Source organism: Exiguobacterium sibiricum 7-3, from assembly GCF_000620865.1.
GTDB lineage: Bacteria > Bacillota > Bacilli > Exiguobacteriales > Exiguobacteriaceae > Exiguobacterium_A > Exiguobacterium_A sibiricum_A.
The window spans coordinates 955319-978795 of sequence record NZ_KK211190.1 but is presented as its reverse complement, the minus strand read 5'-3'; the positions used below and the strand labels follow the sequence as shown (position 1 = coordinate 978795).

21 protein-coding genes, 1 pseudogene and 2 other annotated features (1 of these 24 cut by a window edge) are annotated in these 23477 nt (G+C 48.5%); of the genes and pseudogenes, 2 read left to right on the top strand and 20 right to left on the bottom strand.

Features of this window, described 5'->3' with window-relative positions; genetic code table 11:
* Positions 1–188, bottom strand: a binding site (T-box leader) (it extends 36 nt beyond the left edge of the window).
* A gap of 56 nt (positions 189–244) precedes the next feature.
* The 13 genes and pseudogenes from dtd to P402_RS16270 all read right to left on the bottom strand — a co-directional run bounded on the left by dtd (position 245) and on the right by P402_RS16270 (position 15954).
* Complete coding sequence (dtd, locus tag P402_RS0105840) at positions 245–682, bottom strand: D-aminoacyl-tRNA deacylase (RefSeq protein ID WP_026827832.1); 438 nt, start codon at positions 680–682, stop codon at positions 245–247.
* Positions 683–695: 13 nt separating this feature from the next.
* Complete coding sequence (locus tag P402_RS0105835; RefSeq protein WP_026827831.1) at positions 696–2894, bottom strand: RelA/SpoT family protein; 2199 nt, start codon at positions 2892–2894, stop codon at positions 696–698.
* 139 nt (positions 2895–3033) lie between these two features.
* Entirely contained in the window at positions 3034–3552 is a 519-nt protein-coding gene (locus P402_RS0105830; protein WP_012370959.1) for an adenine phosphoribosyltransferase, read from the bottom strand.
* Positions 3531–5840, bottom strand: coding sequence for a single-stranded-DNA-specific exonuclease RecJ (gene recJ, locus P402_RS0105825; RefSeq protein WP_026827830.1), 2310 nt, complete (start codon positions 5838–5840; stop codon positions 3531–3533). The genes P402_RS0105830 and recJ overlap by 22 nt, the downstream gene beginning before the upstream one ends.
* 69 nt (positions 5841–5909) lie before the next feature.
* Positions 5910–8121, bottom strand: a pseudogene (secD, locus tag P402_RS17150) (protein translocase subunit SecD).
* Positions 8122–8274: 153 nt separating this feature from the next.
* A complete protein-coding gene (gene yajC, locus P402_RS0105815; protein WP_012370963.1) occupies positions 8275–8565 on the bottom strand; it encodes a preprotein translocase subunit YajC in 291 nt (96 codons plus the stop codon).
* Between the two features lie 71 nt (positions 8566–8636).
* Entirely contained in the window at positions 8637–9782 is a 1146-nt protein-coding gene (gene tgt, locus P402_RS0105810) for a tRNA guanosine(34) transglycosylase Tgt (RefSeq protein ID WP_026827829.1), read from the bottom strand.
* Positions 9779–10822, bottom strand: coding sequence for a tRNA preQ1(34) S-adenosylmethionine ribosyltransferase-isomerase QueA (queA, locus tag P402_RS0105805; protein WP_026827828.1), 1044 nt, complete (start codon positions 10820–10822; stop codon positions 9779–9781). The genes tgt and queA overlap by 4 nt, the downstream gene beginning before the upstream one ends.
* A 2-nt stretch (positions 10823–10824) precedes the next feature.
* Complete coding sequence (gene ruvB / locus P402_RS0105800; protein WP_014970894.1) at positions 10825–11820, bottom strand: Holliday junction branch migration DNA helicase RuvB; 996 nt, start codon at positions 11818–11820, stop codon at positions 10825–10827.
* A 4-nt stretch (positions 11821–11824) separates the two neighbouring features.
* Complete coding sequence (ruvA, locus tag P402_RS0105795; protein WP_026827827.1) at positions 11825–12418, bottom strand: Holliday junction branch migration protein RuvA; 594 nt, start codon at positions 12416–12418, stop codon at positions 11825–11827.
* Between the two features lie 207 nt (positions 12419–12625).
* Entirely contained in the window at positions 12626–13723 is a 1098-nt protein-coding gene (gene nadA / locus P402_RS0105790; protein ID WP_026827826.1) for a quinolinate synthase NadA, read from the bottom strand.
* Entirely contained in the window at positions 13713–14555 is an 843-nt protein-coding gene (nadC, locus tag P402_RS0105785; RefSeq protein WP_026827825.1) for a carboxylating nicotinate-nucleotide diphosphorylase, read from the bottom strand. Before nadC ends, nadA begins: the two co-directional genes overlap by 11 nt.
* Positions 14524–15954: an L-aspartate oxidase gene (locus P402_RS16270; RefSeq protein WP_026827824.1), complete on the bottom strand. Its 1431-nt coding sequence runs from the start codon at positions 15952–15954 to the stop codon at positions 14524–14526. The genes nadC and P402_RS16270 overlap by 32 nt, the downstream gene beginning before the upstream one ends.
* A gap of 97 nt (positions 15955–16051) precedes the next feature.
* Here P402_RS16270 and P402_RS0105775 point away from each other — a divergent pair, with 97 nt between their 5' ends.
* Positions 16052–17155 (top strand): cysteine desulfurase family protein, encoded by a 1104-nt coding sequence (locus tag P402_RS0105775; RefSeq protein ID WP_026827823.1) that lies wholly within the window; start codon positions 16052–16054, stop codon positions 17153–17155.
* 8 nt (positions 17156–17163) lie between these two features.
* Positions 17164–17706, top strand: coding sequence for a transcription repressor NadR (locus P402_RS0105770; RefSeq protein WP_051525190.1), 543 nt, complete (start codon positions 17164–17166; stop codon positions 17704–17706).
* 86 nt (positions 17707–17792) lie between these two features.
* Here the strand turns inward: P402_RS0105770 and P402_RS0105765 are convergent, their stop codons facing one another.
* The 7 genes from P402_RS0105765 to P402_RS0105735 form a co-directional block, all read right to left on the bottom strand.
* Complete coding sequence (locus tag P402_RS0105765) at positions 17793–19076, bottom strand: hemolysin family protein (RefSeq protein WP_026827821.1); 1284 nt, start codon at positions 19074–19076, stop codon at positions 17793–17795.
* 41 nt (positions 19077–19117) lie between these two features.
* Positions 19118–20413, bottom strand: coding sequence for a GTPase ObgE (gene obgE, locus P402_RS0105760; RefSeq protein WP_026827820.1), 1296 nt, complete (start codon positions 20411–20413; stop codon positions 19118–19120).
* A 15-nt stretch (positions 20414–20428) separates the two neighbouring features.
* Positions 20429–20791 (bottom strand): hypothetical protein, encoded by a 363-nt coding sequence (locus tag P402_RS16265; RefSeq protein ID WP_235188827.1) that lies wholly within the window; start codon positions 20789–20791, stop codon positions 20429–20431.
* 193 nt (positions 20792–20984) lie between these two features.
* Positions 20985–21263 (bottom strand): 50S ribosomal protein L27, encoded by a 279-nt coding sequence (rpmA, locus tag P402_RS0105750; protein WP_012370976.1) that lies wholly within the window; start codon positions 21261–21263, stop codon positions 20985–20987.
* Between the two features lie 14 nt (positions 21264–21277).
* Complete coding sequence (locus tag P402_RS0105745; protein ID WP_026827819.1) at positions 21278–21616, bottom strand: ribosomal-processing cysteine protease Prp; 339 nt, start codon at positions 21614–21616, stop codon at positions 21278–21280.
* Between the two features lie 3 nt (positions 21617–21619).
* Positions 21620–21928 carry a 50S ribosomal protein L21 gene (gene rplU, locus P402_RS0105740; protein ID WP_012370978.1) on the bottom strand — a complete coding sequence of 103 codons (309 nt, stop codon included), beginning with the start codon at positions 21926–21928 and terminating at the stop codon, positions 21620–21622.
* 15 nt (positions 21929–21943) lie between these two features.
* Positions 21944–22013, bottom strand: a sequence feature (ribosomal protein L21 leader region).
* Between the two features lie 78 nt (positions 22014–22091).
* Positions 22092–23429, bottom strand: coding sequence for a ribonuclease E/G (locus tag P402_RS0105735; protein WP_026827818.1), 1338 nt, complete (start codon positions 23427–23429; stop codon positions 22092–22094).
* Positions 23430–23477 lie beyond the last annotated feature (48 nt).

Genomic DNA, 23477 nt, shown 5'->3' with positions numbered 1-23477 from the left:
CCTGGTTGCTGAAAATTCTCAGCCACTCGGTGCAGTTAACGCCTGCCTACGATTTCCCCTACTCTGTTCGTTTCAGGAAAATACCTCAAAAGGGTCTTTCATCTAGTTCGTCTGATCACCCTTTCAGCCTAGGGGCGACTCTCTATGCAGCCGAGATCTAAATTACTCTTCTTCGTCATCGGTTCTTAATTCGTTCTGTTATCCTTTATATTGCCTCGTTCAAAAGATCCTGTCAAGACTTTAATCACTTTTCAAGAATCAACGTGACCGGTCCATCATTGACCAGTGCAACGTCCATCATCGCTCCGAACTGCCCTGTCTCTACGACAATTCCTTGCTGACGTAAACGCGCGTTAAACGCTTCATACAGCTCATTGGCAAGATCCGGTTTTGCCGCTTCCGTAAAGGCAGGACGACGGCCTTTTTTGACGTCTCCGTATAAGGTGAACTGGGACACCGATAAAATCTTTCCTTCGACATCCTGAAGCGAGAGGTTCATCCGTTCTTCTTCATCCTCGAACACACGTAAACCGGCAATCTTGTCCGCCAACCAGTTGACTTGCTCCAGCGTATCGTCATGCGTGACCCCGACGAGTAAAAGAAATCCTTGATCGATTTGACCGGTAACTGTCCCTTCGACCGTCACGCTTGCTTCTTTGACCCGTTGTAATACGACTCGCATTTATATCCGCTCCTTATGTCATCATGACGCGATGCACAGCATATACGTCTGATATCTGTTTAATCCGATCGACGACCTTTTGCAGGTGATTGACGTTATCGATTGCAATCGTCATCGAAATCTTCGCCTGTTTGCTGTCGTCCCCTTTACCGCTGACAGCTACGATATTCGTATTCATCGCGGACACCGATTGGAGGACATCATTTAACAGACCTGCCCGGTCAAAACCGGAAATTTCGATTTCGACGTTATAACTCTTCACTGTTTTTCCTTCGTGTTCCCACTCGACTTCAAGCAACCGTTCCGGATTCTGTTCATGAATGACGTTCAGACAATCCGACCGGTGAATCGAAACACCGCGGCCGCGGGTAATGTACCCGACGATATCATCACCCGGAACCGGGTTACAGCAACGGCTCATGCGAACCAGCATATTGTCGATGCCTTTGACACGAACGCCTTCCGGATTTTGTTTCTTCGGACGGTCAAACGTCTTCATCTCGCTGATGGCTTCGTTCAACTCAAGATTTTTAGACTCTTTATCTTTGCGCAATTTTTCCGTCAATTTATGAGCGACTTGAGCCGCGGTCAATCCATGATAGCCGACTGCCGCATACATATCTTCCTCTTGAGAAAAATTGAACTTCCGCGTCACATCTTCAAGTGTTTTTTCGTTGATGACTTCTTTTGGTTCAAAACCAAGTTTTTTGACTTCCGCCTCAATCAATTCGCGGCCTTTCGAGACGTTTTCTTCCCGTTGCTGGCGTTTGAACCATTGACGGATTTTGTTTTTCGCCTGGCTCGATACACAAATCTTCAGCCAGTCCTTACTTGGACCGTAACTGTGCTTCGATGTCACGATTTCGATGATGTCACCGGTCTTGAGCTTATAATCGATCGGAACCATCCGTCCGTTGACTTTCGCGCCAATCGTGCGGTGTCCGATTTCCGTATGAATCCGGTACGCATAATCAATCGGGACCGAACCTTTCGGCAACTCGATGACGTCCCCTTTTGGTGTGAAAACGTATAACATATCGCTGAAGAAATCGACTTTAACCGATTCCATGAATTCTTCCGCATCCGCCGTATCTTTTTGTAATTCTAAGATTTCACGGAAATGGGCAATCTTATCTTCAAAACCTGATTTTGCTTCCTGCTCTTTACCTTCTTTGTAAGCCCAGTGCGCGGCAATTCCGTACTCGGCGATGAAATGCATATCGCGTGTCCGAATTTGCACTTCAAGCGGTTCACCCTTCGGCCCGATGACCGTTGTATGCAACGACTGGTACATGTTTGGTTTAGGCATCGCAATATAATCCTTGAAGCGGCCAGGCATCGGTTTATATTGCGTATGAATGATCCCGAGTACCGCATAACAATCCTTGATGGAGTCGACGATGATTCGGACAGCCATCAAGTCATAAATCTCACTGAACTCTTTTTTCGAGTTCTGCATCTTGTTGTAGATGGAATAGATATGTTTCGGACGACCATCAACCTCAGCCGCAATCTCGACTTCTTCGAGGACCTCATTCACTTCATCGATGACAGACGTGACGAGCGCTTCCCGTTCCGTCCGTTTTTGTTTCATCATCGAGACAATCCGGTAGTACTGTTGTGGATTGATGTAACGCAGACTGATGTCTTCAAGTTCCCATTTGATCGTCGAAATCCCGAGACGATGGGCAAGTGGTGCAAAGATTTCGAGCGTCTCTTCCGCTTTTTGAACTTGCTTCTCTTTGACCATATGTTGCAAAGTCCGCATATTGTGCAAACGGTCGGCCAGCTTAATCAAGATGACTCGAATATCTTCTGCCATCGCGATGAACATCTTCCGATGATTCTCAGCCAGTTCTTCACGCTTTGATTTGTATTTGATTTTACCAAGCTTCGTCACACCATCGACGAGCATCGTGACATCTGCTCCAAACTGTTCTGTCAGTTCTTCCAGCGTAATATCGGTGTCCTCGACGACATCGTGAAGAAGTGCGGCAACGATCGTTGTCGCGTCCAAACCGATATCCACTAGTATCCCCGCTACTTGAACGGGATGAATGATGTAAGGTTCACCCGATCGACGAAATTGTCCGTCATGCTCGTCTTTTGCGAATTGATAGGCACGTTCGATATCTTTGACTTCTGCCTCTGTCATGTACTCCGCACATCGAGCGAGAAGGTCTTCTACATTTACGATTTGTTTATTTGTCATCCCTTATCCTCACCCAGTCCCCGGGATTGATTACGCTGAATCCCTAATATATATCCTCTATTATCGTGAAATTTTGATAATATGTCAAAATAAAAAGAAATACCCCCCCGACCACTGTCGAGAAGGTACTTGCGATTCATTAATCTGCGTAACGAATTAAGGATAGAATGTCGTATCCTTCTAATTTTTCACGTCCACCCAAGCCATCAAGTTCAATCAAGAATCCGATTCCGGCAACCGTTCCGCCAAGTTGCTCGATCATTTTGATTGTCGCTTCGATTGTTCCGCCTGTTGCCAGTAGGTCATCGAGAATGACGACGCGTTGTCCTGGTTGGATCGCATCGTGGTGCATCGTCAAGACGTCTTTTCCGTACTCAAGACCATACTCGACACGGACCGTCTCACGTGGTAATTTCCCTTCTTTACGGACAGGTACGAATCCGATTTCCATCGCGTATGCGGCTGGGCATCCGACGACAAATCCGCGTGCTTCCGGTCCGGCGATAACATCTGCGCCTTGTTTACGGGCATAATCGATCAAGGCATCGACCGACTGCTTATAAGCAGGACCGTTTTGCATCAGGGATGTAATATCTTTAAAGCTGATTCCTTCTTTCGGCCAGTTTTCGACCTCTTTTATATGCTGTTTGAACTCCATGTCATTTCCTCCTGCTTCGCCGCTTCTACCAAAGTATCAAAACGCTCTTTCAACTGAGCGAGTGACGAATAAATGTATTGTTGCTCAAGACGTTGACGTTCCTCATGACGCTTGTACGTCGCAGCTTCCGTCAAGTCTCGTTTTTCAGCGTTCGGGTTCACACCCGGCAGCCCGTCCTCCATTGTAACAAGAAAATCCAGTTCCGAAAACACTGAATGCATAAAGTTAATCGAACGTTTCGACCATTTTCGGGATTTCGACAAACGAACGAGCCCAATTCGAAGCTCGTCACGGGGACATTTCGCAAAGTAATTGAAATAATGTTTAAACTCTTCCCGGGACGGAATCGTCTCGAAATAATACCCTTCGTCTTTAAACGCACAATAAATTCGTTCGGAATCTTTTAAATACGGCAAGAAAGCCGCTTCTTCTTCCGGTATATCCAAAAAGACAACATTTGCCTTCGCTTCTCCGTTCAGCGGACGCTCGGCATATTTGGACTTTGTTTCTTCAGAAAACGCAACAAACGTCGTCGTATCATGCGGAAGTTCAAACACATCTGTCAGCGGTTTTTTACCACCACGATAATCAAACAGTTGATAATCAACGACCGCCAAATCCTGAATCATCAGTTGCGGTTTACGGAATCCGTTCCATTCATTGATGTTCAGACTTCCCATCAATGAAACTTCTGCGAGTGACGATACTTCATCGACTGCGTCTCCGAACCCAAATCCGATTCCATCCAGTTCGGTCTTCCCGTCGGTCACAAGAACCTTCAAGTGCGTCAAATCACGACCAATCCGTTTCAAGTCACGAATGTTTGCGCCTTCGACGACAACTCGCGGCGACGGATTCCCCATACCGAACGGGGCCAGCCGTCCCATCTCTTCGATCAAGCCGATCGACACATCCGAGACATTTAAGCGTAAATCAATTTCCGTCGTCGCGATGAACGCTTCCTCCGGTAAACTTGCCGCTTGGGCATTCAATCGTTCCCGTAGGACCTTAACGTTTTCGGATGACAATGTCATCCCGGCAGCCGCCGGATGTCCTCCGAAGTGCGGTAAGATATCAGCCGACTGATTTAACTCAGCAAAGAGGTCAAACGCTGCAATCGAGCGCCCCGATCCTTTGGCGGTGCCTTTTTCTGCGTCATGACACAATAGAATGACCGGTCGATGATATTTTTCAACGAGCCGGGACGCCACAATTCCGACGACGCCGGGATTCCATTGATTTGAGTCGACAACTAAGACTCGGTCCGATAAATAATGCTGTTCTACGAGATCAGTCGCTTCTTCGGCAATTTTCTTGACGATATCCTGCCGTTGCTTATTTTGTTGGTCGAGTTGTTCTGCAAGCAGACTGGCTTCTTCAATCGTTTCCGCGAGTAGCATCTCAAGTGCTGGCATCGCTGAGTCGAGTCGCCCTGCCGCATTGATCCGGGGACCAAAGGCAAATCCGACCGACTCTTCCGTCAACTCGTCTTCGACGAGACTGCAGACTTTCCGTAACGCCAGGATGCCCGGTCGTTCACTGGCATTTAGCGCTTCAATCCCTTTCGCTGCAAGCAAACGGTTTTCACCGACGAGCGGGACTAAGTCGGCAATCGTTCCGAGTACAGCCAAATCAAGCAATTCTTCCGGCACACGTCCCAGTAACGCATGGGCGACCTTAAAGGCAACACCGGCACCGGCAAGCTTCGAATACGGGTAATTGGAATCAACACCCGGATGAATCATCGCGAAAGCGTCCGGCAAGACGTCTTTTGCTTCATGGTGATCGGTAATGATTAAGTCGACTCCCAGTTCTTTTAAGACGGCCGCTTCCTCGATACCGGAAATTCCACAGTCGACCGTGATGACGAGACCAAAGCCCTCTTCCGCTGCCCAGCGGAACGCTGCCTCGTTCGGTCCGTAACCTTCTGTAAAACGATTCGGAATGTAGCATTCCGCCATCGCACCGATTTCAATCAACGCATGCCATAAAATCGCAGCGGAACTGACGCCGTCGACATCATAGTCTCCGTAAATCAAAATCATTTCACCTTCGTCGGCTGCTTGCTGGATCCGGGTAATCACTTTGTTCATGTCCTGGAACAAAAACGGATCATGAAACGCCATTTGATCGGTTTCCAAAAATGCTTTGGCTTGATCTGCTGTCTCAAAGCCACGCTGAACGAGCAAGTGTGCGACTTGCCGGGAAACGTCCACCTGGCCGGCTAATTCGTCTATTTTAACGGAATCGACTTCCTTATCGATCCATGTTTTCTTTGAATGATACATCTAATCCCTCCAATCAACTTCATCATTATAAAACAAAACCCGCGTTAGCGATAGCTAACACGGGTCAGGTCATGAGGCTTGTTTAGTTGATTTTAAAGTTCGACCTTTCATGACGAGCCACAGTTGAGCTGCGATGAAGATCGAAGAATACATGCCCATGAATAGACCAACAAGCAAGGCAAGACTGAATCCACGGATGGCTTCACTACCAAAGATGTATAGTGCCGCTGCCGTCATGATGACTGTGACGACCGTGTTGATCGAACGAATGATTGTCTGTTGAATCGATTCATTGACGATATGCGACAATTCACTGAATGTCACTTGACGGCCACCTTTTTCAGCAAGACCCAAGTTTTCCCGAATCCGGTCGAATGTTACGATCGTATCGTTGACGGAATAACCGATGATGGTCAAAATCGCTGCGATGAAGTACAGATTAACTTCAATCTGGAACAACGAGAAGAAGGCGATGATCATCAACGCATCATGGAGTAAAGCAAGTACTGTCGCGATTCCGTAAAGCGGTTGGAATCGGAACGAGACGTAAATGACGATTCCGAGTGAAGCTAGCAAGACAGCATAAATCGCGTTACGGGCAATTTCCTGACCGACTTGCGCCGATACCGTCGAAATACTTGGTTCTTTCTTATACTTCGCTTCAATCGTTTGTTTCATTTTCGAGATTTGTTCCTGGCTGAATTCTCCGACGAACGTCACGTTCGCGAGCTTTCCGCCTTGCGCAAATTGAACGCCGTTGATTTCAGCCGCATCAATTCCAGCCTCTTCAATAACAGAACGGACCTCTGATTCCTTAATCGTGTTCGTTGAAGAAATTTCAACGCGTGTTCCTTCTGTAAAGTCGATTCCAAGGTTCAATCCGCGGAAAGCCAACAATAAAATCGAAATCACTAAAAGCGCAATCGTGATTGCAAAATAAACTTTCCGATGTTTGACATAATCAAATTTCGTTGGATTAAAGTTCACGAATTTCATCCTCCTTTACGCCAAACCAGGTTTTTTTCTTATCAAACCAGCGGCTGCTGACGAGAAGTTGCATCAAGTAACGTGAGATAAAAACATTCGTGATGAACGTAACGGCAATCGAGACCATCAGCATGATGGCAAATCCTTTGACGGTACTTGTTCCGAAGTAATACAACACGCCTGCTGAAATCAACGTCGTCAAGTTGGCATCAAGAATCGTACCAAATGAGCGGCGGTTACCGGCTTTAAAAGCGGACAAGACGGATTTCCCACTTCGGAGTTCATCTTTAATCCGTTCTGCCGTGATGATGTTCGCATCAACTGCCATCCCTACACCAAGTACAAGAGCGGCGATACCCGGCAACGTTAAGACTGCATTAATTCCGTTAAAGAAGATCATGACGAGATAGATGTAGAACAACAATGTAATGATCGACACTAAACCAGATACCCGGTAAAACAGCAACATGAAGAGGAAGACGGCTGCAACACCGATCATTGAAGCAAACAAAGTCTGATCGAGGGCATCTTGACCAAACGCGGCCGAGACAGACGTCGAATAGATTTCATCCAGTTTGACCGGTAATGCTCCGGCATTCAGGATCGACGATAATTGCTTCCCGTATTCTGCTGTGATGTCACCACCAGAGATGATGGCTTTATCCGAGTTGATCGGCTGTTGGACCGAAGCATCGGAGACGATTTTCGAATTTTCTTTTTGAATCTCTTTTTCGTACGTATCCCCTTTTTCATAGTCGAGCCAGATGACAAGACGATTTGCAGGAGGTTGCATTTTAGACACTTGTTGTGTCACTTCATAAAATTTTTCTTTTGATTTCATCGTCAGTTCGACGAGCGGTGCGTTCGTTTGCGGATCGTATCCGACTTTCGCTCCTTTTGCCTTTAAATCTGATCCATCAAGTAACACCTTGTCGTTGATGTCTCGGAATGACAGTTCGGCCGTCGAAGATAAAATCTGACGGGCTTCACTCTGATTTTTGACGCCAGCCAGTTGGACACGAATCCGGTTGTCTCCTTCAATGCGGATGTCCGGTTCCGAAACACCAAGTACGTTCACCCGGTTTTCGATTGCCGTCAGCGTCGCGCTCATCGCATTGGCATCGATGACGTCGCCTTCTTTCAGTGGTTGTACTTCATACAAGACTTCAAATCCGCCTTTTAAGTCCAGACCGAGTTTTGTGTCTTTTAAGAGCCAATTCGATGTCGTGCCAATCAAAACGAGCAGCGCGGCAACGATGATGAAGAACGTGGCCAGTTTTCCCTTCTTAATCATGCTACATTGTCCTTTCTCTCAAACCCAGTATATTTTCAGACAACTTTCTTATCCTATCCTAGCTTACATAAGAATTGGTAATCTTAGCAATCGTTTTTCTCATATATAAACAGAAAAGACGCTTCCGAATTCGGAAAGCGTCTTTTTTGAGCCTTATTCGACGATTTCGTCGTCCATGACAGTCGTAGTTTTTTTCGTAACTTCTGCGACCGCACTACGGTTGAACGTCAATTGCGCGTTACCCGACTTCAATGTGACGGTTGTCTCATCTACTTTTTGTACGACCCCATGAAGGCCACCGATCGTTACGATCGAGTCACCGCGTGATAACTGGGTTTGCATCTCACGCACTTGCTTCTGGCGTTTGTTCTGTGGACGAATCAACAAGAAATAAAACACCACGAAGATCAAGATCATCGGGAGGAAAGTCAATAGTTGTTGCATCTGAGTCAGCTCCTTTTCATTCAAATCACGTTCATTATACCGTAAAAAGAATGGAATTGTCAGACCATTTATCAGAAATTCTTTGCGTTCGGCAAATTATAGCCGTATTCTTCGAAGAATTCGTCTTTGAAATCAAGCAAACGATCTTCACGAATCGCCTGACGGACGCCTTCCATCAACTTGACGAGGAAGTGAAGATTGTGTGTCGAACAGAGGTGAAGACCAAATGTTTCCTGCGCCCGGATCAAGTGATGGATATAAGCACGCGAGTAATTCTTACATGCATAGCAATCACATTTCTCATCAAGTGGACGGAAATCACGGGCATATTTGGCATTCCGGACGACGAGACGTCCACTTGATGTCATCAACGTACCGTTTCGCGCAATCCGCGTCGGCAGAACACAGTCAAACATGTCGATTCCGCGAATCGCACCTTCAATCAAGGCATCCGGTGAACCGACGCCCATCAAATAACGGGGCTTGTCTTCCGGCATGAGCGGTGTCGTAAAATCAAGGGCACGATACATGACATCTTTCGGTTCTCCGACTGACAGACCGCCGACCGCGTAACCCGGGAAATCAAGTGATGCGAGATCACGCGCACTTTGGCGACGTAAATCTTCGTACTCGCCGCCTTGAATGATACCGAACAATGCTTGATCCTGCGGCCGTTCATGCGCCTCGAGGCAACGTTCCGCCCAGCGGCTTGTCCGCTCGACCGAAGCCTTCATATATTCATGAGAAGCCGGGAACGGTGGACACTCATCAAACGCCATCATGATATCAGATCCAAGGGCATTTTGAATTTCCATCGCTTTTTCCGGTGACAGGAATAGTTTATCCCCGTTCAAGTGGTTCCGGAAATTGACGCCTTCTTCTGTGATATTACGCAAATCAGCGAGTGAAAAGACTTGGAATCCGCCAGAATCGGTTAAGATCGCGCCGTCCCAGTTCATGAATTTATGCAGACCGCCGGCTTCTTTAATGACATCATGGCCCGGACGGACCCACAGATGATAGGTATTGGACAAAATGATGTTCGCATTCATGTCTTTAATCTGTTCTGGTGCCATCGTCTTAACGGTCGCTTGTGTGCCGACCGGCATGAAAACAGGTGTCTCGAAGCTGCCGTGCGGCGTATGGACGATTCCTAACCGCGCACCAGATTGTTTACACGTTTTAATATGTTCGTACGTTACTGCATGTTTTGTCATCGGTTTAATTCCTCTCTCGTTAAGAACATTGCGTCTCCGAAACTAAAGAATCGGTAATTTTGCGCAACAGCTTCTTCATAGGCATGTAAGATATGTTCACGGGTTGATAAAGCGGATACGAGCATGATCAAGGTCGACTTCGGCAAGTGGAAGTTCGTGATCAAGCCGTCGATTCCTTTGATTTCCTGACCCGGGTAGATAAAGATATCTGTCCAACCGGATGCTTCGACGAAATCACCGTGATCCCGGATGACGGTCTCAAGCGTCCGTGTCGAAGTTGTTCCGACGGCAATGATCCGTCCGCCGTTTTTACGCGTCTCACGCAAAATCTTCGCAGAGGACTCCGGTAATTCGTAGTACTCACTATGCATTTTGTGGCTGTCTACGTCATCAACGGAGACCGGACGGAATGTCCCGAGTCCGACGTGTAACGTCAACGGTGCAAGCTGAACACCTTTATCCGTCAATGCTTGCAACAGTTCCGGTGTAAAATGCAGACCTGCCGTCGGAGCTGCCGCGCTTCCCCGTTCCCGGGCGTAGACGGTCTGGTAACGGTCCTGATCCTCGAGTTGCTCGTGGATATAAGGCGGTAATGGCATCGTCCCGAGTTGATCGAGTACTTCATAAAAAATCCCGGTGTACGAGAACTTCAAAATCCGTCCGCCATCGTCGAGTGCTTCGACACATTCCGCGCGGAGTAACCCGTCACCAAATGACATCACAGTTCCCGGTTTAACGCGTTTCGCCGGTTTAGCGAGCGTTTCCCAGACATCTTCGCTTGTCTGTTTGAGCAACAACAGTTCAATCTTACCGCCGGTCTCTTCTTTGACACCAAACAGACGTGCCGGTAAAACCTTCGTGTCATTGATGACGAGCGTATCCCCCGCATTAAAATACGAGACGATATCATGAAACTTTTTATGACGAAGGGCGCCTGTTTCCCGATTGACGACCATCAATTTCGAACTTGTCCGATCGAGCAATGGCACTTGGGCAATCTGTTCTTCCGGTAAATGAAAATCAAATAAATTTACATCCATCTTTAGTTTCCTTCTTTCAATCCTAAATGTTGCCGCGCAAACGGCGTCAAGACACGACCTCGTGGTGTCCGTTGTAAAAAACCTTGTTGAAGCAGATAAGGTTCATAGACGTCTTCAATCGTCTGAGCATCTTCGCCGATCGTCGCCGCAATCGTCTCGAGACCCACCGGTCCACCGGCAAAACGTTCGGCAAGCGAACGTAACAGACGGTGATCGACATCATCCAGTCCAAGCGCATCGACATGTAAACGATCGAGGGCACTCGTCGCAAGTGTCGCGTCGATTGCGGTCTGATGCGCGACTTGTGCAAAATCACGGACACGTCGTAACAACCGGTTGGCAACCCGTGGTGTCCCGCGGGAACGAAGCGCAATCGCTTCTGCTGCCATCCGGTCTGCTTCAAAGCCAAACAAACGGGATGTCCGTGTGACAATCGCCGACAGTTCCGGCATCGTATAGTACTCCAGTTTCAGCGTCACACCAAAGCGGTCACGGAGAGGTGCCGACAACATACCTGCCCGTGTCGTGGCACCGACTAGCGTAAACGGTGGCAAATCAATCCGTACGCTACGCGCCAGTTCACCTTGACCGATGACGATATCAAGACAATAGTCTTCCATCGCCGGATAAAGAATCTCCTCAATCGATCGGCTCAACCGGTGAATTTCGTCAATGAACAAGACGTCTCCCGGTTCGAGCGAAGACAAAATTGCCGCGAGATCCCCCGGCCGTTCAATCGCCGGGCCGGCTGTCGTCTTGATGCCGACGCCCATCTCGTTGGCAATGATCGTCGCAAGTGTCGTCTTACCAAGACCGGGCGGACCGTATAAAAGCACATGATCCAGTGTTTCTTGACGGATTTTTGCCGCTTGAATAAAGACGCTCAAGTTGCCTTTCGCCTTTTCCTGACCAATGTATTGTTCCAGTGTCTGAGGACGTAAACTCCACTCTTCTTGATCTTCCGCATGTGCGGATTCTGACAAAATCCGTTCTTCCACGTTCTCACCTCACATTCAATAACAACTGCAACGCCCGCTTCACGTATTGATCCGTCGACAACACTTCACCTTGAAGTGCTTTTTTGACTTTCTCGACTTCCCGGTCGCTGTAACCAAGTGCCGTCAAGGCTTCACATGCTTCATTCAATTCCGCATTTCCTTGGGCAAATAACCCTTCGCTCGGAATATAATCCGGTGCGAGTTCAGCCAACTTGCCTTTTAAATCAAGCGTCATCTGCTTCGCTGTCTTTTTACCGACACCCGGGAATTTAATCAAATAACTTTCCTTCTCCTGCTCGATTGCTTCAACAAGCGCATCGACATCTCCTGACGCCACGATGGCAAGTGATCCTTTAGGACCAATCCCTGTTACGCCAAGCAATTTCGTAAACAGCGCCCGTTCACGTCTTGAACGGAATCCGAACAAGACTTCCTGGTCTTCTCTGACATAATGATACGTATATACGATAACCTGTTCGTCTCCGGTCCGATAAAAAAACGGGTTCGGTGCTACGATTTTGTAGCCAATCCCCCCGACCTCGATCGTCACGAATTCCGCACAGACATAAGCGACTTCGCCGCGTACGAATTCTATCACTTTAGAACGCTCCCATCCATTAACAAACTCTCGTGTTATTGTAGCATATAACGAGGAGGCTCTTCAAAACGTAATTCTTCATATCCAAGACGGTCATGGTGGAAATTTAAGAACTCTCCTTCCCTCAAAAAAACGAAACAGGGCAACGGATGTCGCATTCCGTCGCCCTGTTTCGTTGTGTATCTATTATTTGATTCAACTTTACCTTTATGAACGTTCCAGCATCCGTTCGAGCGCGAGGACCGCATACCGGGTCGTTTCCGGATCGACGGTGATGACATTGACCGGCTGACCGGATTCAATTTGTTCCAGTGACCAGGCGAGATGTGATAAATCAATCCGGTTCATCGTCAGACACGGACACATGAATGGATTCAAGGACACGATGTCGAGTTCCGGATAATCTTTCGCCAGTCGTTGGACTAAGTTCATTTCTGTTCCGATTGCCCATTTCGTTCCCGGTTCCGCCTGTCTGATTTGATCAATGATATACGCTGTCGAACCATTCAAATCTGACGCTGCGACGACTTCAAAGGAACACTCCGGATGAACGAGGATTTTCCGTTCGGGATCTGCTTGACGGAACTGCTCAATCTGTCCGACCGTGAACTTCTCATGAACGGAGCAGTGTCCCTTCCATAATACGACCCGGATGTCCTCATCCGCTCCGTCAAACACCAACTGATCCGCAATCGGATCCCAGACAGCCATCTGTTCGAGCGGAATCCCCAAGGCATGTGCCGTATTTCGCCCGAGATGCTGATCGGGCAGGAAAAAGAGAATCTCGCGCTCTGCAAGTGCCCACTCGACCATTTGAACAGCATTTGATGACGTGACGGTCGCTCCACCGTGACGACCGACAAACGCTTTGATTTCAGCCGTTGAATTGACATACGTCAACGGGAGAATCGATCGTCCCAGCCGGTTCGTCAACACGTCATATGCCCGTTCCGTCTGAAAGCCGTTCGCCATATCAGCCATTGAACAGCCGGCCCGCATATCCGGTAAGACGACCGTATGATTTTGATCCGTCAGCATATCTGCTGTCTCCGCCATGAAGTGGACACCACAAAAAACGGTATAGTCCGCATCGGTCATCTGTTTCGCCAATTGGGCGAGTTGGAGCGAATCTCCTGTTGCATCGGCAAACTGAACAACCTCATCTTTTTGATAATGATGCGCCGGTAAAAATAACCGCGGCCCCATCCGCTGTTTGACACCTTCGATGATTGACACTAATTCTGCATCTGTTTTTTCTAAATATGTTCTTGGAATCCCCTGCTCTGTAAATAAATTAAGACTCATCTTTTTTTCCTCCCGCAATTTTCATACTGATGTCTAACGCTGGTGCCGAATGGGTCAATGCACCAAGCGAGATATAATCTGCCCCGCATTCACAATATGCCGGTAACGTATCAAGCGTGATGCCACCCGACAATTCAACCGTAATCGATTGAGGGATCCATGACCGGAACAGCTTGATTTCTTCCGGTGTCCGGTTATCAAGCATGATGATGTCGACACCGGCTGCGACCGCTTCCTTTACCTCTTCACCGGTCTCGACTTCCACCTCAATCGGTGTCGTATGACCGACTTGCGCCTTCGCTCGATTGACTGCCGCTGTAATCGAACCGGCGACGGTAATGTGGTTATCTTTAATCATGACGGCATCATCGAGTCGACCGCGGTGATTAAATCCGCCTCCGACTCGAACCGCATGTTTTTCCAGCATCCTTAGTCCCGGTGTTGTTTTTCGGGTATCAGCAATCCGGACTTTCCCACTGACGAGACTAACGGCCTGGTGCGTCAATGTCGCAATTCCTGACGTTCGTTGAATGAGATTTAAAGCGACGCGCTCTCCCGTCAAAATCGCTTGTAGGCGGCCGGACCATTTTGCGACCACTTGTCCGCGGGAAATTGGTTGTCCATCCCGGACGATTGTTTCGTGTTCGACCTCGAGCAGTCGCGCTAATTCGACCAATACAGCTTCGCCGCAAAAAATACCGGACTCTTTTGCCATGAATTGACCGGTTCCGTGTTCAGCGCCAGTCAGACAAACTTCACTCGTCACATCCTGATGACCGATATCCTCCACTAAAAAATCTTCAAGCTGTCGTCGTAGGTACCATCTGTTCATGTGGTTGTTCTCCTTTTAGTCGTTGAATTGCTCCTTCAAGTAACAGCTTAGCCGTCATCAGATGCAGGCGCCTCAGTTCAGCGTCCCGTCCGGATCCTTGTTCATCCGGTTGATTTTTGAAGGTTTCCAGTGTTTGTTTCAGTATGATTTCATCAAGCTTAACGCTTAACGCTTCTGTCCAAGATGAATCGAGCGGCCGCTGCTCTCCCTCTTGTGTGATGTCTACTTCAGGTAACGGCTGACGTGTTGGCAACTGAAGCCGTAATGCCAATTCTTTGCCCATCACGAAACATTCAAGGAGTGAGTTGGAGGCCAATCGATTTTTCCCATGCAATCCCGTTGATGCCGTCTCTCCAACTGCATACAGTCCCGGAACAGTCGTCCGTCCGAGACGATCCGTTTTAATCCCGCCCATTAAAAAGTGAACACCGGTCGTCACTTCGACGACATCAGGTGATATGTTCAATGTTTCACATTTTTTAACAAACGTCGGAAAGCGTGTTTGAATTTGTTCGACAAAAGTCGTATTAAGATAAACGGGTTCCCGTTCACGTACCGTCGTAATTCTCGTTGCGACTTCATCCCGGGCAGCCAAGTCCCCTTGCGGATGATCCGCCATCACACGACGACCGTCTGCTGTCATCAAAAAAGCACCCGCTCCCCGTAATGCTTCTGTGATCAAGCCCTGACTGACACCGTCGTGCAACAGTACTGTCGGATGATGCTGGATGTAACCTAAATCCGACAAACGGGCTCCGACTTGAGCAGCGAGTGCCAGACCGTCACCTGTCAGGTTTGGTTCATTCGTCGAGGCCGTGAACAATCCGCCGATTCCGCCTGTCGCCAGGATGACAGCCCGGGCTGAAAAGACGACCGGCTTTTGACCCCGATATCCCCGTGCGCCGACGACCTGTTGTCTGTTCGTCAACAATTCTGTAATGACGGTATCCTCGATGACGGGATGAACGAGTTGCTGAAGCAGTTGCGTCATGATACGTTCGCCCGTTCGGTCTCCTCCACTGTGAAAAATACGTGGTCTCGAGTGTGCCCCTTCTTGACCCAAGGCATATGCTCCCGTCACTTCACGATCAAACATGACACCAAACGCTTCGAGTTCTTGAATGACCTGCCTTCCGGTCGCGGTGATAAATGAAATCATCGTTTCATCTGTCCGCCCCTTCGCGGCCTGCTCCGTGTCAACTTGATGACTGAAATGGTTCTCCTCCAGATATGCCGACGCAATCCCGCCTTGTGCCCGCATCGAATTCGTTTCTGTCCTTGTCCCTTTTGAGACAAGGACGACGTTCAGATTACTCGGGAGATGGAGCGCAACCGAAGCGGCCGCTAATCCTGTACCGATGATTAAGACATCAACTTCCTCCACAATATGTAAAGACATATGATAAACACCTCTATACTTAAATATTTACTATTGACTTGACAATAAGTTTGGCATATTTTTAGCTGAGTGACAAGACGAAAGGATACGATAATGAATGATTTATTTAGATCATGCGGCAACAACAGCCATGCACCCCGACGCCCTTGAACAGTATCGATATACAGCAGAACAGGTCTACGGCAACAGTTCTTCGCTTCATGACACGGGAGATGCCGCTCTCCGATTGTTAGAGCAGGCACGGAATAAATTAATGGAATGGCTTGGTGTGACGGAAGGAACGATTGTGTTTACAGGCAGTGGATCCGAAGCCAATTACATTGCTTTAAGCCATCTCCTCCGTCAAACCAATAAGACAACTGTCTTGACACTAAAGTCAGAACACGATTCTGTCTTGTTGCCCTTGAAGCGATGGAAGACGAACTGGCAGGCCATCGATTTACAAACGACAGGTGAATTTGATTGGAACCTGTTCGAAAAAGCGTGCACAGAAGAAATAGGCGTCGTCTCGATCCAGCAAGTCAATTCAGAAACAGGATTTATCTTTCCGGTTGCCGCCATCGCTGCCTTTTGCCGAAAAAAAGGAATTCTGTTTCACTGCGACGGAATCCAAGGATTTTTGAAAGATCCGGTGGATTTGAAAGACGTCGAGGCATATACAATCAGCAGCCATAAAGTGTATGGACCGAAAGGACTCGGTGCCGTCTATTTGCGCCGTCCCCTGTTCAGTCCCTATTATGAGGCACACCATGAATTCGGGATTCGGCCGGGAACCGTTGATGTTCCCGGTATCGCGGCTTTCCTGATGGCATGTCATCGTTATCTTGAGGAAAATCAGCATATCCAGACATCGAGTAAAAGATTTCGTGGTATGCTAAAAAAAAGGCTCTCTGCTGCATGTTATCAAATCATCGAATCACCTCAGCAACTTAACTCGATTTGTGCCATTCATACGAAACAACGGGATGGTCAATTCGTCCTCCTCGCCCTGAATCGTGCCGGAATTGCCGTCTCGGCGGGAAGTGCTTGTCGTGCAGGTGAAAACGGACCCAACTCGACTTTACGTACGATTGGTTTTGATGAAGCAGCGGCTCACGGATTGATTCGACTCAGTTTTGGTCGGATGACGACAGCTGAGGAAGTAGAGCGATGTATCGATGTCCTTTGTTCGTTGGAGGAATCAGATGAACTAGAAAGGTAGGAATGGTCATGGGAAGAAGACAGTCCGGGGAAGAACGCCGGCAAGAGTTATTAGAGATGATTCAACAAAGCGATCGACCCGTCACAGGTACGAAGTTAGCGAAACAGGCAGGTGTCAGCCGCCAAGTCATCGTACAAGACTTATCGTTGCTAAAAGCAAAAGGACATCCTGTCGTCGCGACGGCCCGGGGATATTTGTTAAATCACCCCGAGCTTGACGGATCCCGCCATATCAGAAAAGTCGTCTGTCGGCATGGCAGTGATCAATTGAAGGCAGAGTGTGATGCAGTCGTCGACGAAGGTGTCATTATCCGTGATGTCATCGTCGAACATCCCGTCTATGGATTTTTGACTGGGGAATTGATGCTGAAAAGCCGCCGCGATGTTCGAGCCCTGATTGAACAACTGGAAGAAACACAGGCGACACCTTTATCTACTTTGACAGATGGTGTCCATATTCATACGCTGGAAGCCGATAATGAAGAGGCATTACATGCCGCAATCGATGCCCTCGACCGGTTAGGGATTCTTGTTTCAGAACTTGATGTCTAGCCCTGAATACTCCTTTTCAGTACATCCTTTCATGCCAAAAAGGTCCATCCCGTTTTAACGGAATGGACCTTTTTGTGTAATCGGAATCAGACGGTTGTATCGTCCGATCCTTCTGATCGTTCATTTTGCGAGAACACAGCTGAGACGGTTTGAACACGTCGGTTTTCGACATGCAGGACGGTTAAGGTCACCGGTCCATACACCATCTGAGTCCCCACTTCCGGAATATGACCGACATCTTCCATGATCCATCCTCCGAGTGACTGGGCTTCCGTTTCCGGCATTGCCAAGTCAAATTGATGACAAAAATCTTCAATGTCGTACTCAGCCAAACATTCATACCGGTTCGGACTGACTTGTTTCGTATATTCGAGCGATTCATCGTGTTCATCCCAAATCTCCCCGACCAGTTCCTCAAGAATATCCTCGAGTGTAATCAAACCGGCTGTCCCGCCAAACTCATCCAGCACAACAGCCATATGCGACTGTTTAACCTTTAATTCCGGCAACAAATCGATGATATGTGTTTGTGGAACAACAAATGAGACCGGACGAATCAATTCACGAATCTCCACACGTCCGTGCTTGACGAATTCCCTTAAAAAGTCACGTTCTGATAAAACACCGATGATATGATCAATCGAATCTTTATAGACCGGCAATCGCGAAAATCCGCCTTTTTGCACTTCACGTAAAATTTCATCAAAACCGGCATCGATGTCAATTGCCTGAATGTTCGTTCGCGGTGTCAATGCCTCTTCGACGGTGACATTCTTAAAGTCAACCGCCCGGTGCACGATTTCCGCTCCCGCCTCGTCCATAACACCCTCTTCTTCACTGATGTCGACAAGAGCCCGTAATTCCTGTTCGGTGACAAGCGGTCCTTTCGGATCGGCCCCGATCAGCATCAACGCAACCTGTCGTAATTTCAGAAACAAGAAGATCGCCGGCTTGAAGAGTATCAGACAGACATGAAGCGGACCACTGATCCAAAACACATAGGTTTCCGCATGTTCCCGGGCATAGGATTTAGGAATAAGCTCCCCAAATAACAGAATGAACAGAAACGTCAGGAAGACAATACCGATTTGAACCAATAAATCCGTTGATACCGTCATCGCCAACCACCCCCCAATCATCGCTACACCTAAATTGGACAGGGTATTTCCGATTAAGATGGCTGTCAGCGTTTCCTCATACCGTTGCAACAGACGGTGTGCTTGGGTCGCACGACGGCTTCCCTCTTCCGACTGATGCAAAATCCGTAACCGGTTCGCGCTCGACAAGGCGGTTTCGGACGATGAGAAAAATGACGAGATGACAAGCAAGACGAAAAACCAGATGAACTGAATCGCGGGAAGTGGGTCCACGATGCTCTCACACTCCATTTCTCAAATGAACTTGTTTTTTCTTAGAACGAAGACTCGATGAATTCGAATTCGAAGTCGCGGATTCGAACGACGTCACCGTCAATCGCACCCATCTTACGAAGCTCTTCGTCGACACCCATTTGACGCAACGTCCGGGCAAAACGTTTGATTGACTCTTCACGCATGAAGTTCGTCATCGTGAATAGCTTCTCGATCCGTGGTCCTTTGATGACGAAGCAATCATCTTCATCTTTCGAAACCGTAAATCCGGCTTCCGGTGCTTCATATCCGTAAACGACACGTGGTGTCGCTGTTTTTTCTTCAAGTTCTTCGAGACCGAATTCTGGCGTCGCATCAACAAGATCAGCAATGCGGAATAAGAGGTCACGTAATCCTTGACGTGTAGCTGCCGAGATGGCAAACACTTCAAGACCCGGGAACGCTTCTTTGAACGCTTCGAGATTCGCTTCCGCATCTGGCATATCCATTTTGTTTGCGACAACGACTTGTGGTCGCTCTGTCAAACGAAGGTTATAGTCCGCAAGCTCTTTATTGATGATATTGTAATCTTCAATCGGATCGCGTCCTTCCATGCCACTCATATCGATGACATGAACGATGACTTTCGTCCGCTCGACGTGACGGAGGAACTGGTGACCAAGACCAACACCTTCGCTTGCCCCTTCAATCAGACCCGGTAAATCGGCCATGACGAAGCTGCGGCTGTCTTCCGTTTCAACGACACCGATGTTCGGTGTAATCGTCGTGAAGTGGTATGCCCCGATTTTCGGGCGAGCTGCTGAGACGATCGACAGCATCGTTGATTTCCCGACACTCGGGAAACCGACGAGTCCGACATCTGCGAGCATTTTCAATTCAAGTTTCAAATACTTCTCTTCACCCGGTTCACCATTCTCTGCGTGTTCCGGAGCTGGGTTTGCCGGTGTTGCGAAACGTGAGTTCCCACGTCCGCCGCGTCCACCTTTAGCAACGATTGCCTGTTGTCCGTGATGGACAAGGTCAGCGATGACGGCATCCGTATCATCATCATAGACGACAGTGCCGGGTGGGACTTTGACGACGAGGTGCTCGGCTTTACGTCCGTGCATCCCTTTCGACATTCCGTTTTCACCTTGAACTGCTTTAAAGTGACGTTTGTAACGGAAGTCCATCAACGTCCGGAGTCCTTCATCCACTTCGAGAACGACGTGAGCACCATGCCCACCATCTCCTCCGGCTGGACCGCCGTCTGGAACGTATTTCTCGCGACGGAACGCCACTTGCCCGCGTCCTCCATCTCCTGCTTTTACATAAATATTTACCTGATCGACAAACATGTCAGATCCCTCCTATTACTTTTCTTCCTCTGCAGGAAGACTTTCGATTTCAATCACACACTCATACTCTGTCTGTGACTCGATCTCCATCGGCGTCACTAGATCTTTAAGGCGCGACATATCTAGTAGATCCCGATAGATCTCGATGGTCACGCCCTCATGGAAGGTCACGGATACTTCTCCATTCCCCACTTCTATCATGTCAAGCGCAGCTTCAAGAATAGACGCTACGCGTGAATCCTCGATCTGCTTTGGTGTTTCGATTACATCATATTCGACAGTTAGGCCTGTCCAATCTGCTCGTTGCAGTGCGAGTGCCGTTTTCGGTAGTCCGATCAGGGAAAGTCGTCCTTCTCGTGACGCTTGTTCCCGATACATTGAACAAATCGATTCAACAGCCGCCTCGTCACCCATCGCGCTATATGAACGAACAAGTTATAATCGATTCAACCATTCGTGACGAAGTGACTTCAAAAGATCCAGTACCTGCTCATCCTTCATCAGTCCGTTCCCTCCTAAAAAAAACAGACCCTAACCCCTGAAAGTGGCTAGAGTCTGCTTCATCGATCACTTATGCTGGGTAAACGCTGACTTGTTTTTTGTCGCGTCCGAGACGTTCGAAACGAACGACACCAGTTGCAGTTGCGAAAAGTGTATCATCGCCACCACGTCCGACGTTCATACCTGGGTGAATCTTCGTACCGCGTTGGCGGTAGAGGATTGAACCAGCAGAAACAGTTTGACCGTCTGCACGTTTCGCCCCAAGGCGTTTCGATTGCGAGTCACGACCGTTCTTTGTCGAACCTACCCCTTTTTTCGATGCGAAGAACTGAAGATTAAGTTTCAACATGTGGAATCCACCTCCTATATTTGTTCAAGTTGGATAAACTCACCGTAACTTTCAGCGATGGTTCCAAGCTGGACCAACATCGCTTCCAGTAACAATTGGGTGCGTTCACTGACATCCGGTGCTAAGTCAGCATACGGTTCTACATAAAAGTAGCCACCTTCTTGTTGTTCTGCCATTTCAAGGAGCAGGACCTGCCCGAGCAGTGATTCGATGGCATTGTATGCCCCGAAGATCACACTTGATGTGCCGGCACAGACTAAATCCAAACCAGGCTCAGCGAACTCGGCATGTCCTGTCACTTCGATGGAACGGATCAACTCCGCTTCATCTCGTCGAATCTTGACACGTATCATGGCTTACGCTTCGATTTTCTCGATGCGGACCTTCGTGTAAGGTTGACGGTGACCTTGCTTACGACGGTAGTTCTTTTTAGCTTTCATTTTGAAGACTGTGATCTTTTTCGCGCGAGCGTGTTTGATGACCGTTGCTACGACCTTCGCACCTTCTACGAGTGGAGCGCCGACTTTAACATCGTCACCACCAAGGATCAAGACTTCGCCGAATTCTACTGTGCTGTCGACGTCTGCGTTTAATTTCTCAACGTAGATCTCTTGGCCAGCTTCGACTTTAACTTGTTTACCACCAGTTTTAATAATTGCGTACATTACGTGCACCTCCTCTTAGGAACTCAGACTCGCCATCACGGGCAGCGGATGCTTTAAAACCCGGTCTGTGCGGTTGTAGTCATTTGGGTGCTTTCCAAACGAACTAACGTTATTCAGAATACCAAACGAAGTTGACTGTTGTCAATAACGTTCTGCCGGATTCTCAATGTCTTTTGACAAAATTGTCACAGTCGGCTTTCGTACCGGTAAACAGAATGCCCGGTTCACCTTCTATCAGAAGTAATTCAAGAGGACTTTCGGCGAGAAGCAATGGACTGAGCAGAGCGAGCGGAGCGCGAACGACCGCTGCTTCCGCGTGTGTCGCGAGTTCCATCAACCGTGGCTCGAGTTGACGGTGGATCGCGACCCGGGACAACTGACCATGATCCTGTGACCGTTCGAACAGGGACTTCCCGTGTCGCTGACGTGTCAGTTCACATAAGCCCATTTTCGTAAAACCGTATACTTCGATCTGTTTCGACTCGTGCGCTGCCCGTTCCTTCAACAGTTGTGTCACCCGTGTCTGTCCTTTACTGGACCCCCTCAAAAAATCGACGGCAATCATCCCGCTGATATTTCGCAGACGGAGCTGACGCATGATTTCAACTGCTGCCGCTTCATTGATTTGATCAAACGTCCGTTTTTGTTCCTTGACGGAAACTGTTTTCCCACTGTTGACATCAATCACGGTCATCGTTTCGACTTCTTCAATCAGCAGATAAGCCCCACCGTCGAGCCAAACGACCCGGTCCAGCGCCTTCTCAATCGCCCGGTCCACCTGTTCCATGATCGGCAGGCGGCCTTTGATGACGGGACGTTCGACCTGAAACCCCATCTGCTCCAGCCGTTCTTTCTCCATTCTGTTCGTGACGAGCGCTTCTGTGACATGACTCAACCGCTTCGCTTCTTGAATGATCAAGGGCTCATCCTGTTCAAGTGTCGTCTGCTGTAACATATGTTGATGACGTGCCCGCAGTTGCTTCAATTCCGCCATCAACACCCCGACCTCGGCTTGCGCCGCTTCTGTCCGGTATAAAATCCCTTCCTCTTCCGCCACCGGAATCACTTTAGCCAGTTGCTGTTGAACGACCAAATCCAGCTTCCGGCTGAAACGCACGCGGCGTCCGTATGGGAAATAGACGAGGAACCGTCCACCATACGTGATGTTTTGTGTCACTTTATGCTGTTTCGGGGCTGCCCCTTCTTTTACGACCTGTACGAGTACGGTCTGACCGACTTGAACAGCTTGCCCGATCGTCGGAACTTCCGGATAACGGCGTAACGTCTCCAGCGTTTCATTGATCGGTAAATAAAGCGGCGTCCCGTCCGTCGCAATCAAAAATGCCGCTTCGAGCGTCGGGTGCAACCTGTCAACTTTCGCATGCAGCAAGGTGCCGACACGAAGTTCATCCCGCATTCGTTCGTGGTATTCGACGACGCGCCCCCCTTCGACCAACGCGACCCGTTCCAGAGACGGAGTCTGTTCACTAATCCATTTCATCTTCATTCCTCCATGAAAAATAGACTAGAAGCATAAAACCCTTCTAGT